Raw genomic sequence first — 14,274 nt, forward strand, 5'->3', positions numbered from 1 at the left:
GCTCCGACCCGACGGACGCGCCGTCCCCCCACGGCCCGTCAGCGGACCGGTCCTCCGCCGACGGGGGCGCCGTGCTGCCCGGGGCAGGCTCCGGTGGTCTCACGCCTGACGGGCCGGGGACGACGCCGTCGCACGCAGTGCCGGCCGACGGGCTGCCCTCCGCCGGGACGCCCACCCCCGACGGCGCCGGTGTGCCGCTGACCGATCCTGCCGAGGACGCCGCGCCCGGCGAGCCGGCGGTCGACGAGCGCGAGGAGCAGCTGCACGCCGACGGGAGCGTCGGCCTCGCCGCGAAGATCCGCGCCGTGCTGCGGGTCCGTGACTTCCGCAAGCTGTGGCTGTCCATGGCGCTGTCGAGCTTCGGCGACTGGCTGGGCCTGCTGGCGATCACCGCCACGGCCACCTCCCTGGTGGACAGCTTCGCCGGGCAGAACTACGCCCTCGGTGCGGTGCTGCTCTTCCGGTTGCTGCCGGCGATCGTGCTCGGTCCGCTGGCCGGGGCGTTCGCCGACCGGTTCGACCGGCGCAAGACGATGGTCGTTTCCGATGTCCTGCGCTTCGGGTTGTTCGCCTCCATCCCCCTCGTCGGGAACCTGGTCTGGCTGTTCGTCGCCCAGTTCCTCATCGAGGCGATCAGCCTGTTCTGGATCCCGGCCAAGGAGGCCTCGGTCCCGAACATGCTGCGCAAGGACCAGCTGGAGCCGGCCAACCAGCTGTCCCTGGTCACCACCTACGGCCTCACCCCGGTGCTGGCGGCGCTGACCTTTGCGGTGCTGAGCACGGTCGGCGGCGGGCTGCAGGGCGTGGTGGCGGGGGTCGACGAGACGTCCCTCGCGCTGTACCTCAACGCGCTCACCTTCCTGGTGGCCGCGGTCGTCATCTGGAACCTGCCGTCGATCAGCGGCCGCCGAGCCGCGGGCGCGAAGGTGACCGGGGAGAGCTTCCTGGGCTCGCTGCGCCAGGGCTTCTCCTTCGCCGGGCACACGCCGCTGGTGCGCGGTCTGGTCGTCGGCATCACCGGCGCGTTCGTGGCCGCCGGGGTCGTCATCGCGACGGCGCAGGCGTTCTCGCACGCGCTCGGCGGCGGGGAGGCCGCCTACGGCCTGCTCTTCGGGGCGGTGTTCATCGGGCTGGGCCTGGGCATCTCGCTGGGCCCGAGCGTCGCCCGGGACCTGTCGCGGGAGCGGCTGTTCGGCGTCTCGATCGTCGGGGCCGGCGCGGCTCTGCTGCTGCTGGCGTGGACGTTCGCGCTCTGGATCGCCCTGCTGCTCGTCGTCCTGATGGGCTTCTTCGCGGGCATCGCGTACCTGGCCGGGTTCACCCTGCTCGGCACCGAGATCGAGGACTCCATCCGCGGCCGCACCATGGCCCTGGTGCAGTCCCTGGTCCGGGCCGCGCTGATCGTCTCCCTGGCTGTCGTGCCGTTCGCGGTCGGCCTGCTCGGCCGGCACACCGTCGACCTCGGCGCCCTGGCGTTCCCCGTCACCGGCGACCGGGTCATGCTCTTCGTCGCCGGCCTGCTGGCCGTCGGGGTGGGGATCGTGGCCTACCGGCAGATGGACGACGGCCGGCCGGTGCCGCTGGTCGCGGACGTCGTCACCGCCCTGCGCCGGGACACGACCGCGCGGCGGCGGCTGGCCGGGGGCGGGGTGCTCATCGCGTTCGAGGGCGGCGAGGGCGCCGGGAAGTCCACCCAGGTGCGCCGCCTGCAGGAGTGGCTGACCGAGGAGGGGCTGGTCGCGCGCGCCACGCTGGAGCCGGGGGGCACGCCGTCCGGTGGCCGGATCCGGGCGATCCTGCTCGACCCGGCCAGCGCCGGCCTGTCGCCGCGGTCGGAGGCCCTGCTCTACGCCGCCGACCGCGCGCAGCACGTCCACGACGTGCTGCGTCCGGCGCTGGACGCGGGGGAGGTCGTGATCACCGACCGGTTCGTCGACAGCTCGCTGGCCTACCAGGGCGCCGGCCGCACCATCCCGATGGACGACGTCCGGTCGATCTCCCGCTGGGCGACGCAGGGTCTCCAGCCGGACCTGACCGTGCTGCTGGACCTGCCGCCCGAGGTGGGCCTGGCCCGGGCGCGGGGGCGCGCGGCCGCCGACCGCCTGGAGTCGGAGTCGCTGGACTTCCATCAGCGGGTCCGGCGCACCTTCCTCGCCCTCGCCGAGAGCGATCCCGACCGGTACCTGGTCCTCGACGCCCGGCTGTCCCCCGAGGAGCTCGCCGCGGCGGTCCGGACGCGGGTCAGCGACCTGCTACAGGGTCTGCCGCTGCAGCAGCTGACGGTGGGGGAGCCGGACACCCGGCACCGTCGCGGAGGTGCCCCCGCGGGGCGGCACGGCGCCGCGCAGACCGGGGCGACCCGTGAGTGAGAGCGGAGCCGTGACCGCCGCCGCCGCTGGGGTGTGGGCCGACGTGGTCGGCCAGCCGGCCGTCGTCGCCGAGCTGCAGGCCGCCGTCGCGCACCCGACCGCGATGACCCACGCCTGGCTGTTCACCGGCCCACCCGGCTCCGGCCGCTCGGTCGCCGCCCGCGCGTTCGCCGCCGCCCTGCAGTGCCCGGCCGGCGGGGACGGCACCTGCCACGCCTGCCGCACGGTGCTCGCCGGGAGCCACGCCGACGTGCACCTGGTCGTGCCCGAGGGGTTGTCGATCGGCGTCGACGAGGTGCGCCAGATCGTGCGCACGGCCGGCCGGGCGCCGTCCCAGGGGCGCTGGCAGGTCATCGTGATCGAGGACGCCGACCGGATGACCGAGCAGGCGTCCAACACCGTGCTGAAGATGCTCGAGGAGCCGCCGCCGCGCACGGTCTTCCTGCTCTGCGCGCCGTCGCTGCACCCCGACGACGTCCCGGTGACCATCCGGTCCCGCTGCCGGGTCGTGGCGCTGCGCACGCCGTCGATCGACGCCGTCGCCGAGGTCCTGGCCCGCCGGGACGGCATCGACCCCGCGCTGGCCGCCTGGTCGGCGGCGGCCGCCGGGGGTCACGTCGGCCGGGCGCGGCACCTCGCCCGCGACGAGTCCGCCCGGCTCTCGCGCAAGGCCGTGCTGGACATACCGCTGTCGCTGGTCTCCCTGGCCGCGTGCCTGAACGCCGCCGACGACCTGGTCGCCGCGGCCAAGGAGGAGTCGGACCGGACCGTCGCGGCGGTCGACGCGGTGGAGACCGAGGCGGTCAAGACGAGCCTGGGCGTGGGGGCCCGCGGACCGGGCGTGGCCGCGGCCAGCCGGGGTGCCGGCGCGCTCAAGGAGCTGGAGAAGCGGCAGAAGTCCCGGGCCACCCGGCTGGGCCGCGACTCGCTGGACCGGGCGCTGGTCGACCTGGCCGCGCTGTACCGGGACGCGCTGGTGATCAGCTCGTCCGGTGGCGCGACTGGGCTGCCGCTGGCCCATCCGGACCGGCGGGCCGACGCCGTCGAGCTCGCCCGCCGGATCGGGGCCGAGGGCGCGCTGCGCCGCATCGACGCGGTCCTCGCCGCCCGCATCGCGCTGGAGCGCGCCGTCAAACCTCAGATCGCCATCGAGGCGCTCACCGTGGCGCTGCGCCTGCCGTCCTGACGGCGCGCCGCACCGGCGGGGGCGTCGCAGGCAGGCCCCGGCGGTGCCGTAAGCTCGTCCGCGCAGTCGCCGCCTTAGCTCAGTCGGTAGAGCATCTCACTCGTAATGAGAAGGTCGTCGGTTCGATTCCGACAGGCGGCTCGCATCGGACCAGCCTATTCGTCAGCTGCCCAGCCCGTTGAAGCCTGTTGTGAGGCCAGCTGGGCACGAATTGGGCACGGGAGGCAACTCCCGTCGCTCCCGGTCTTCGATGTCACAGGCTGCTGGGGCAAGCGGACGGACGCCCATCAGGCGGGTCGCGAGCGAGTCACAGTCCCGGCCGGATGAGCGAAAGGCCGCCGGACCTCCAGCCAGTGGACGGTCCCGTCGCCTTGAGCGGCTCAATCCGGGGCAGCTCTGGGCCATGTCTGCCTGACACCGGCTCCGCGTGGTCACGGTGCCGTCAGGGCGGCGCGGGCAACCGATCTCCCGGCCGGCCATAGTCAGGCTCCCGGTCCCTGGCTCGTTACAGGACTGTCGCCTGCTGGGAGCGGGTTCGGGCGTCGGGCCAGCTACTCTCCGGCTGTGGCCAGCCTGGATTTCGCGTTCCTGAGCGAGAGTGCTCGGGTGGATCTCGGCAACCAGCTGTCGGCGCTGGGCATCGGGTTCACCCACATCAGCCCTTCGGAACTTCCCATGGCAACTCCGGTCACCGTGGCTGGCCTCGTCTGGATGACGGAGGAGGACGAGGGCAGCGCTGAGCTCGAAGTCACGATCCTTGGCGCAGAAGACTCGTACGAGGTGTCCCTGGAGCAGAGACTGTTCGTCCCGGAGGGCGAGCCTGACCTCGAGGGACGCCAGGCCGCGGCGTTCGTGGCGCCGATCACCCTTCCGTTGACTACTCCGGGTATCTATCGGGTGAACATCCACCTCAATGGAACACTGACCCGTTCCCTGTCGTTCGAGGTCATGAGACCCTGGTCAACCGGCTCAGGCGATGAGTCGTGAGGCTCGGGTACCACGGTCATGCGTACGAGCGCATGACCGAGCGGGGCATCACAGAGGGTGACGTCTTGAACGCACTACTGAACTACACCGAGCGGCTCCTTACCCCCAAGAACAGCTACCGCTACACCGGGCCAGGCCTCGACGGGCGTCGGCTCAAGGTGTGGGTGAAACTTCCCGATACCAACCCCAGTGACGACAAGGTCGTCAAGTCCGTAGCATGGAGGGATGCGTGACGTGGCTACCCAGCAGAAGATGAGGGTCAAGATCGACCATGACGCTGAGCTGGCCTACGTTCGCTTCACGGACGAGCCGGTGGTCAGGACCGTCGAGATCGACGAGGCCATCAACCTCGATCTCGACCGGTTCGGGGTCGTGATCGGCATCGAGTTCCTGGATCTGGATGCAGACATCCCGTTCCAGCGTCTGGTGACCGAGTTCCACGTTCGTCGTGAGCACATCGAGTTCCTTCGCATGCTCCGACCGAACATGACCACCAGCATGAAGCTGAACCGTGGGCCTGAGGCCGCCGGCAGCGGAGCCCGAATCGCGATTCCCTGCTGAGCTTCTTCACCTGAACAGTCGAGGCGCCCATCCGCATGGATCGGCGCCTCGACTGTTCCTTCGAGGGCTCTTCCGCGCTTCCGCCGCAAGAAACCCCGTGCTCTACTCGCTGATGACCGCGTCCTTCCACTGCTCAGGGGCGTAGACGGCTACCAGCGCCTGTGGATGGGGCGCTCCGCGGTACACCCCAAGGTGCCCGTCGCTGATCTGCATCGTGGTCGCAGTCTCGTGAGCGATCCGTTCATAGTCCCTTCCGGCGCCCCGAGGCGTCTAGCACCGGCGGGCACGAGCACCGCTTGAACACCGTCCCGGTCACTGCCCACTCCTCCCGGTCGGCGCGGCCGTCGGCCCAGTCGCCCGCCGAGGCGGTGCGCCGGACAACAGGCTGAGGCGGGTCTCTGACAGGCCGGATCCCGGATCGGAACGGGACACCAGATGGTCACGGCGTATCCAGTGGTACCTGGTCCCAGGCGGTGCCAACTGGTGTCCGGTAACGCCTCTGAGCTGGGAGAACGGTCTGGCACGGTGGTTCCCGGCGGTGCCTGGTGGACCACTTGAGGCGCTCGTAATGAGAAGGTCGTCGGTGCGATTCCGACAGGCGGCTCCACCCTCACCAGCGGCTCGCCCTCCCACGGCGAGGCCGCTTCTGTGTCTGCGGGTCCATGTGGGCGCAACGTGGGCGCATCCGGTTCCGGGTGGGCGCCGCGGGCCGGCACCAGGGTCTCAGCGGCGTCGGCGGTCTGGCGACCGACGCCGTGCAGCAGGTGGCTGTAGATGTCGGCGGTGACCCGGATCGAGGAGTGCCCCATCCGCTTGGACACCATGGCGATGTCCGCGCCGCCGGCGAGCATCAGCGACGCCGCCCCGTGACGGAGGTCGTGCAGCCGTACCCGACGGACGCCGGCCGCGGCCAGCAGTCGGGTGAACACCTTGGTGACGTCGCTGGGCACCAAGTCTGACCCGTCCTCGCGGGCGAACACCCGGTCGCTGTCGCGGTAGCCGGCACCCCAGGTGGACCGCCCGGCGTCCTGGGTGAGCCGGTGCGCCAGCAGCGCCCCGATGGTGCGCTGGCCGATGTCGATGCCGCGGTCCTCGCCCGACCGGGTCTTGGGCTTGCCTCAACGGTCCGGCCACCGACCTCGACCAGCTGGGACCGGACGACGATGACAGCCCGATCCAGGTCGACGTCGGACCACCGCAGCGCCAGCGATTCGCCCCGACGGAGGCCGGTGAAGGCCATGACCTCGAAGAGAGCCCCCAACCAGTGGCCGACCGCGTGGTCGAGGAAGGCACCCAGCTCCTCCGGCTCCAGGGGACGGACCTTGGCCGGATGTGACCGGCGCGGGGGACGTCGGCCGCGGCGGGCGGAGGTGAGCGCCGATCGCAGGACGGCGTGGACCTTTCGTTCGGTGGCCGCCCCCCGGCCGACGTCGCGAAGGCTGCGCAGCGTATCCGTCGGGTCTTGTTGGCCCTCTGAGGCAGGGGTTAGCTGTTCAGTCCCCGGCGGACTGCCGCAGAACGCCGGGTGAGGGCGACGATGCGCCAACAAAGGGGCGAGGCCAATGGCGGCGGTGTTCGTCAGCCACAGCAGCCGGGACGGGGTCGTCACCGAGCGGGTAGTGGCGCGGCTCAGGACCGCGGGATTCGCCGCGTTGTTCGTCGACTTCGATCCCGAGCAGGGCATTCCCGCCGGGCGCAGCTGGGAGCGGGAGTTGTACGCCCAGCTGCGCCGCACCGATGCGGTGATCTTCCTGGCCAGCGAGGCGTCGGTGGCCTCCCGGTGGTGTTTCGCCGAGCTCAGCCTGGCCCGGTCGCTGGGCCGTCCGGTGTTTCCGTTGCGGCTGCGGCCGGGAGTGGCGTTGCCGCTGCTGGCCGACGTGCAGTGGACGGACCTGGCCGACGGCGAGGCGGAATACGGCGAGGAGGGGTTAGGGCGGCTGCTGGCCGGGCTGCGGTCGGCCGGACTGGATCCGGCCGACTCCTTCGCCTGGGATCCGGACCGGTCGCCCTATCCGGGCCTGGTGCCATTCGCGTCGGAGGACGCGGCGGTGTTTTTCGGTCGCCGGCCGGAGACGCATCGGCTGGTGGAGCTGCTGACCCCGACCCTGCAGCGCGGGCCGGGCCGGATGGTGGCCGTGGTCGGCCCGTCGGGCAGCGGCAAGTCCTCGCTGCTGTACGCTGGCCTGCTGCCCCGGCTGGCCCGGATGCCGGAGCGGTGGCTGGTGGTGCCGCCGCTGCGGCCCGGCCGGCAGCCCACCGCCAACCTGGTGGGCTGCCTGAGCCGGGCCTTCGCCGCCCGCGGCCACCCCCGCCCGCCCGAGGAGGTGGCCGCGGCGCTGGATCGCGGCTCGGCGGGCCTGGTCGAGATGGCCGCGCAGCTGGCCGACCTGGCCGGGAACGGCGCCGGTCGGCCCGGCGTGCTGATCGTTCTCGACCAGGCAGAGGAGCTGCTGACCCGCACCGGCACCCGCGAGCAGCAGGCGTTCCTGGGCCTACTGGCAGGGGCCTTGAACGAGGACAGCCCGGTGTGGGCGGTGGCCACCCTGCGCTCGGAGTTCCTCAGCACCGCCCCTGACCGGGCCGGGCTGGCCGAGGCGATCGACGATCCACTGGTCATCGAGCCACTGAGCCGGAACCGGCTGGCCGAGGTGATCGCCCGCCCGGCGCAGCGGGCCGGCCTGGACCTGGAGCCCGGGCTGGTCGAGCGAATGGTGGAGGACACCGCCGGCGGCGACGCGTTGCCGCTGCTGGGCTACACCCTGCACCAGCTCTACCAGCGAGCCGGAAGCGAAGGGCACATCACCGCGGATGACTACGAGGCCGTCGGCGGCGTGGTCGGCGCGCTGCGACACCACGCCGACCGGCTCACCGACGAGCTGTGTCGCCGGGGCCTGGGGCAGCGGGTGCTGCCCACGCTGACGCGGCTGGCCACCGTCACCGGCGAGGAGCAGCCGACCCGCCGACGGGTGCACCGCAACGCGTTCAGTGCCGAGGAGCAGACGGTGGTGGACGCCTTCGTCGACGCCGCCCTGCTCGTCAGCGACGACAACCCCGTCAATCCGGCCGGAGAGCCACTCGTGGAGGTCGCCCACGAGGCACTGCTGAGGCAGTGGCCCCCGCTGCGCGAGGCGATCGAGGCCGACCGGGACCTGCTGCGGCTGCGCTCGGAACTGGAGCGACTGGCTGGCGACTGGCAGCAAGGTGGGCGCGACGACTCCTACCTGCTGCGTGGCCGGCGGCTGGCCACGATCGATGAGTGGGCAACCCAGCACCCAGAGCAGCTCGGCCCACTTGAACGAGCGTTTGTCGAAGCATCGCGGCGCACGGCGATGGCGCTGCGGCGCTCCGCCCGGCGACTGCGGGTCGCCGTCGCCCTGGTGACGCTGCTCCTGGTTGCTGCGAGCGTGTTCGGAGTCGTCGCCTGGAGAAACTTCGGAAAGCCCGCCGGAGCGGCGGAGCTGGCAGCCCAGGCCAACCAGCTGGTGGGCACGCGCCCGGATCTCGCAATCCTGCTCGGTCTGGAGAGCCTGAGCCTGGCGCGCGGACAGGAGCCGGACCCTCCGCCCGGACTGGTCACCGGGCTGGCCCAGCTCACCCACCGCACCACGGCGCTGCTCGGCGGCGACGACGGGACACTGCTCGACGTGGCGTTCCGCCCTGACGGGACTCTGCTGGCCACGGCCGGCGCCGACGGGACGGTGCGGCTGTGGGATCTCGCCACCGGACGGGCTCGCGGCGCGCCGCTGACCGGCCACTTCGGCCCGGTGACCGCCGTGGTGTTCAGCCCCGACGGCACGCTGCTGGGCACCGCGGGGACCGACGGAACGGTGCGGCTGTGGGATGCTGCCACCAGCCGACCGTACGGCGAGCCGCTGGCGGGTCACATCGGCGCGGTGACCGCCGTGGTGTTCAGCCCCGACGGCGGCCTGCTGGCCAGCGCGAGTGACGACGCGACGGTGCGGCTGTGGGATTCCACCACCGGCCTACCGCGCGGCGAGCCGCTGACCGGCCACGACGGCGCGGTGACCGCCGTGGTGTTCAGCCCCGACGGCAGCCTGCTGGCCAGCGCGAGTGACGACGCGACGGTGCGGCTGTGGGATCCCGCCACCGGCCTACCGCGCGGCGAGCCGCTGACCGGCCACGACGGCGCGGTGACCGCCGTGGTGTTCAGCCCCGACGGCAGCCTGCTGGCCAGCGCGAGTGACGACGCGACGGTGCGGCTGTGGGATCCCGCCACCGGCCTACCGCGCGGCGGTCCGCTGGCCGGCCACGACGGCAGGGTGACCGCCGTGGCGTTCAGCCCCGACGGGGCCTCGCTCGCCAGCGTCGGGACCGATCAGACGGCGCGGATCTGGGAGGTCGCCGACACTTATTCCGTCCGCCGGCCACTGGCCGGTGACCCCGGCGTGGTCCTCGGGGTAGCGTTCAGCCCGGACGGGGCGCTGCTGGCCACCGCTGGCCGCGACGGCACGGTGAAGTTGTGGCACGTCGCCACCGGCCAGCCGAGTGGTGAGCTGGCTGGGCAGGCTGGCCGCACGGGCTCCGTGACCGACGTGGCTTTCAGCATCGACGGGGCCCGGCTGGTCACCGCCGGCGGCGACGGAACGGTGCAGCTGCGGGATCCCGCCACCGGCCTACCGCGCGGCGAGCCGCTGGCCGGCCACGACGGCGCGGTGACCGCCGTGGCGTTCAGTCCCGACGGCAGCCTGCTGGCCAGCGCTGGCCTCGACGGAACGGTGCGGCTGTGGGATCCCGCGACCGGCCTACCGCGCGGCGGTCCGCTGGCCGGCCACGCGGGCGCGGTGACCGCCGTGGCGTTCAGTCCCGATGGGGCGCTGCTGGCCAGCGCCGGGGTCGACGGAACGGTGCGGCTGCGGGATCCCGCCACCGGCCAGCAGATCGGCGAGCTGGCTGGTCACATTGGCGCGGTAAATGCCGTGGCGTTCAGTGCTGATGGGGCGCTGCTGGCCAGCGCCGGCGACGACGGAACGGTGCAGCTGTGGGATCAGGCCACCGGCCAGCTGCTCGGCGGGCCGCTGACCGGCCAGGGCGGCGCGGTGAACGCCGTGGCGTTCAGTCCCGATATGGCTCTGCTGGCCAGCACCGGCGCCGACAGGACAGTGCAGCTGTGGGATCCCGCCACCGGGCGGGCACGAGGCGAGCCGCTGGAAGGCCACAGCAGCGCGGTGAACGCTGTGGCGTTCAGCCCCACCGGCGCCTCATTCGTCTCCGCCGGCACCGACCAGACAGTGCAGCTGTGGGACCTGAGCTGGTGGGATCGGCCACCCTCGGCCTGGGCCGAGGCCGGCTGCCAGGTCGTCAACCGCAACCTGTCCCAAGACGAATGGGACCAGTTCGCCGGGGACCTGGCGTACCAGCGGACCTGTCCCACCCTGCCGGCAGGGAACGGTGCACCGGAAGATGCCCCTCCAGCCCAGTACCCCTCGTAGCCGTCCCACATTCACCACCATGCCGTGCGAGGGAGGCGAGGTCCACCGAACCGCCGACCAGGCGGTTCTGCGAGCACCGCGCGTCTATCCCACCGCCCGCTTCACGACGGGGCCATCCGTCACATCACGCGAGAACCTCGCCGGCGTCCGCTGAGCCGTGGCGCTGCGGCCCTCCGCCGGAAAGTCACCCGCGCTGCCGACGGCAGCGGTCCTTTACCGGGGAGTGCCTGGCCGGTTCGTCGACCTGTCAGGACAGTGACGATCTTGCGGTCGCGATCCACGCTAACCAGGTCCGGTGGTGTACCGTCTCGACCTCGGCCGGCCCCTCGGCAACGAGCGTTCACCAGTCAGGGACTCCCGCGCTGGCGTCCGCCACGACTTCCGTAGCAGTGCGCGAAGTGCAGCTCCCGCCTGTCGGTCGCCTGCGACCGAAACGGGGTGATCGGAGTTGCCATCCCGCTGAGCGAGTTTCAGTACGGCACCCGCCGACCCCCTGGGGAGCCATCCCCCCACCCCACCCCTACGTGACCGTCCGTGAGGTTGACCAGGCCGAGGCGTGGGCTCAGTGGTGGGCGGGCGCCTCGACGGCGCGCGCCCGGGAGGCCTCGATCTCGCGCTCGGCCTCGGCGCGGCCCACCCACTCGGCACCCTCGACGGACTTGCCCGGCTCGAGGTCCTTGTAGGTCTCGAAGAAGTGCTGGATCTCCAGCCGGTCGAATTCCGAGACGTCGTTGATGTCCTGCAGGTGGGCCACCCGCGGGTCGGTGGCCGGAACGGTGAGGACCTTGTCGTCCCCGCCCTTCTCGTCGGTCATCCGGAACATGCCGATCGCCCGGCAGGTGATGAGGCACCCCGGGAAGGTGGGCTCCTCGAGGAGCACCAGCGCGTCCAGCGGGTCACCGTCCATCCCGAGGGTCTCCTCGATGTACCCGTAGTCGGCCGGGTACCGCGTCGAGGTGAACAGCATCCGGTCCAGGCGGATGCGTCCGGTGGCGTGGTCCAGCTCGTACTTGTTCCGCTGGCCCTTGGGGATCTCTACCGTCACGTCGAACTGCACCCCGATAGTGTGGCGTACGACCGGCCGCCTCGCGGGCGGAGGTCACTCCGGGGGGTGGGGGAGATCTCGTCGAGTCCGCAGGACGGGTCGGCCGTGACGGACGGCGACCGGTCCACGCCGGCTCCTGCCGATGACCAGCGCGTGCCCGCCGACCCGACCCCGCAGCCGGCCGACGACGCCTTGATCGGGCCGGCTCCCGAGTCCCCCGAGCGGGGCGAGACCACCTCCCCGGCGGCCGCGGCCGCCGCTGAGGCACGCGCCGCCGCCGAGCAGGCCGCCGTCGAGGCTGCCGCCCATGAGGCCGCCGCCCGGCAGGCCGCCGAGGACCTCGCAGCCGTCCGCGCATGGGCCGCCGAGCAGCCAGCCGGTGCGGCGCCGGCAGCGCCAGGGGACGACCCGACCTCCGGAACCGAGGACCGACCGACCGCAGCCGCCGCTCCCCAACCCGCCGAGCAGCCGGCCGACACCATCGCTCCGCGAGCCGAGGCCGCGGGCTTCGGCGTCTCGGGGGAGACAGAGGCACCGGGCACCGTGGACGCGGTCGACCGGGAGACCGGCCCCGCTGCGGCCGGGCCCGAGCCGGCCGGGGAGGCGGAGCCGGGTCCGGCCGAGCGGGCTGAGACAGAAGGCGCCGAGGCGGAGCAGGCGGAGGCGGAGCGGGCCGCTCGCGAGCAGGCGATCGCCGACCTGGCAGCGGTCAAGGCGTGGGCGGCAGCCCGCGAGGCCGAGCGCGAGACGGCCGAGGGTGAGGCGGCCGAGCGCGGGGCGGCCGAGCGTGGGGCGGCCGAGCGTGGGGCGGCCGAGCGTGGGGCGGCGCAGCGTGAAAGTGCCGAGCGTGAGGCGGCGCAGCGTGAGACGGCCGAGCGTGAGGCGGGCGAGCGGGCTGCCGCTGACCAGGCCGCCGCGGAACGGGTCGCCGCGGAGCAGCGGGCGGCCGAGCAGGCCGCGTCGGAGCAGGCCGCCGCGGAACGACAGGCGGCCGAGCAGGCGGCAGCCGAGCAGACGGCGACCCAGCAAACGGCGACCCAGCAGACGGCGGCCGAGCCCGTGCGGCCGTTCGCCCCGCTGCCGGGGCAGCCCGCCCGCCCGGCGTCGCTCCGGCCCAGCCCCCGCCCCCGACCGTCACCCGCGTCCGCCCCGGAACGATCCGCGGCACGTCCGTCGCCCGCACCCGCACCAGCGCCGACTCCCGCCCCGGCGGCTCCCGCCCGACCCCCGACGGCGGCCACACCGCCCGCGGCGGGTGCCCGACCGACCCGGGCCAGTGCCCGCCCCCCGCGGGGCCGCCGGCGGCTGACCGCCGTCCTCGCCGCGATCGTCGCCCTCGTGGTGGTGGCCGTCGGGGTGCTCCTCGCGGTCGACCCGCTCGGCTGGCGCACCGACAGCGGGGTGCCCGCGGACGCCGAGCAGGTGCCCGACGCCGTCCTCCCCGAACTGACCGACCCCGACCCGGTGCTCGCCTCGCTCTCCGCCGAGGCGCCGGTGCCCGACCCCACCGTGCTCAGCGGGGTGCTCACCCCGCTGCTGGCCGACCCGGCGCTGGGCTCCGGGCTCTCCGCACAGGTGGTCGACGTCGCCACCGGGGAGGTGCTGTTCGACCGGGACGCCGCGGACCCGAGCACGCCGGCGTCCACCGCCAAGCTGCTCACCGGCCTGGCCGCGCTCACCACCCTGGACCCGGCGCAGACGCTCCCCACCACCGTGGTCGCCGGCAGCGCCCCCGGTGAGGTGGTGCTCGTCGGCGGTGGCGATCCCACCCTCTCGACCACCGACCCGTCGGTGAACTACCCGGGGGCGGCGACCGTCGCCGACCTGGCCGGGCAGGTGCGCAGCGCGCTCGGGACCACCCCGGTGACCAGCGTAGTGGTCGACAACTCGCTGTTCAGCGGCTCGCTGACCGGGCCGGGATGGGGCCCGGACGACGCCCCGTCGACGTACGCGGCGCCGGTCACCGCAACGGCGGTCGACGGCGCGCGGGTGAGCCCCGACAGCGTCCAGCGCAGCGGCGCGCCCGGGACCGACGCCGGCCAGGCGCTGGCCGACGCCCTCGGGGCGTCCGGGGCGACCGTGACCCTCGGCGAGGCCCCGGCCGGGGCACGCACGCTGGGCACGGTCGAGTCCGCTCCGGTCGTCCGCCTGGTCGAGCAGGCGATCAGCGCCTCGGACAACCTGCTCGCCGAGTCGCTGGCCCGCCAGGTGGCCCTCGCCGGTGATCTGCCGGCCAGCTTCGACGGAGCCGCCCGGGCCGTGACCGACGCGCTGACCGGGGCGGGTCTGGACACCACCGGGCTCACCCTGGCCGACGGCAGCGGCCTCTCGTCCGCGGACCGGGTGCCCGCGAGCCTGCTGGTCGCCGCGCTGCGCGCCGCCGCTGATGGCAGCATCCCCGGGGCCGCCGATCTGCTCACCGGGCTGCCGGTCGCGGGGTACGACGGCACGCTGGCCGACCGGGCGGTCATCGACGGCTCCGGCACCCCCGGCTCGGTGCGCGCCAAGACCGGCACCCTACAGGGCGTGAACGACCTGGCCGGCACGGTCCTGACCGCGGACGGGCGGCTGCTGGCGTTCGCCGTCATGGCCGACGGGACGGTCGGCGCGCTCACGGTCGGGGAGGGCGCCCTCGACCAGGTCGCCGACGCCCTCGCCGGGTGCGGGTGCCGCTGA

General features: G+C 73.5%; 9 protein-coding genes and 1 tRNA gene. 8 read left to right on the top strand and 2 right to left on the bottom strand.

Going from position 1 to position 14,274, the window contains the following annotated elements; translation table 11 throughout:
- Positions 1-71 precede the first annotated feature (71 nt).
- The 6 genes from tmk (at position 72) to HK417_RS01275 (ending at position 5,103) form a co-directional block, all read left to right on the top strand.
- Positions 72-2,369 (top strand): dTMP kinase, encoded by a 2,298-nt coding sequence (tmk, locus tag HK417_RS01250; protein WP_308123296.1) that lies wholly within the window; start codon positions 72-74, stop codon positions 2,367-2,369.
- A 10-nt stretch (positions 2,370-2,379) separates the two neighbouring features.
- A complete protein-coding gene (locus HK417_RS01255) occupies positions 2,380-3,555 on the top strand; it encodes a DNA polymerase III subunit delta' (RefSeq protein WP_222262492.1) in 1,176 nt (391 codons plus the stop codon).
- Between the two features lie 68 nt (positions 3,556-3,623).
- Positions 3,624-3,696: transfer RNA gene (locus HK417_RS01260), tRNA-Thr, on the top strand.
- A 423-nt stretch (positions 3,697-4,119) separates the two neighbouring features.
- A complete protein-coding gene (locus HK417_RS01265; RefSeq protein ID WP_222262494.1) occupies positions 4,120-4,542 on the top strand; it encodes a DUF6941 family protein in 423 nt (140 codons plus the stop codon).
- The gene (locus HK417_RS01270; RefSeq protein ID WP_222262497.1) at positions 4,539-4,775 is read left to right on the top strand and encodes a DUF4258 domain-containing protein; all 237 of its coding nucleotides are present in this window, start codon (positions 4,539-4,541) and stop codon (positions 4,773-4,775) included. Before HK417_RS01265 ends, HK417_RS01270 begins: the two co-directional genes overlap by 4 nt.
- Positions 4,768-5,103 carry a DUF2283 domain-containing protein gene (locus HK417_RS01275; protein ID WP_222262499.1) on the top strand — a complete coding sequence of 112 codons (336 nt, stop codon included), beginning with the start codon at positions 4,768-4,770 and terminating at the stop codon, positions 5,101-5,103. Before HK417_RS01270 ends, HK417_RS01275 begins: the two co-directional genes overlap by 8 nt.
- 149 nt (positions 5,104-5,252) lie before the next feature.
- Here HK417_RS01275 and HK417_RS26850 read toward each other — a convergent pair whose 3' ends face one another.
- Positions 5,253-6,083 (bottom strand): tyrosine-type recombinase/integrase, encoded by an 831-nt coding sequence (locus tag HK417_RS26850; RefSeq protein WP_222262501.1) that lies wholly within the window; start codon positions 6,081-6,083, stop codon positions 5,253-5,255.
- Between the two features lie 582 nt (positions 6,084-6,665).
- Between HK417_RS26850 and HK417_RS01285 the strand changes: the two genes are divergently transcribed.
- Positions 6,666-10,553 (top strand): nSTAND1 domain-containing NTPase, encoded by a 3,888-nt coding sequence (locus HK417_RS01285; protein WP_222262503.1) that lies wholly within the window; start codon positions 6,666-6,668, stop codon positions 10,551-10,553.
- Positions 10,554-11,115: 562 nt separating this feature from the next.
- Here the strand turns inward: HK417_RS01285 and HK417_RS01290 are convergent.
- The gene (locus HK417_RS01290) at positions 11,116-11,610 is read right to left on the bottom strand and encodes an inorganic diphosphatase (RefSeq protein WP_222262505.1); all 495 of its coding nucleotides are present in this window, start codon (positions 11,608-11,610) and stop codon (positions 11,116-11,118) included.
- 93 nt (positions 11,611-11,703) lie between these two features.
- Between HK417_RS01290 and dacB the strand changes: the two genes are divergently transcribed.
- A complete protein-coding gene (gene dacB, locus HK417_RS24820) occupies positions 11,704-14,274 on the top strand; it encodes a D-alanyl-D-alanine carboxypeptidase/D-alanyl-D-alanine endopeptidase (protein WP_308123297.1) in 2,571 nt (856 codons plus the stop codon).

Source organism: Modestobacter marinus (assembly GCF_019799945.1).
Lineage (GTDB): Bacteria > Actinomycetota > Actinomycetes > Mycobacteriales > Geodermatophilaceae > Modestobacter > Modestobacter marinus_B.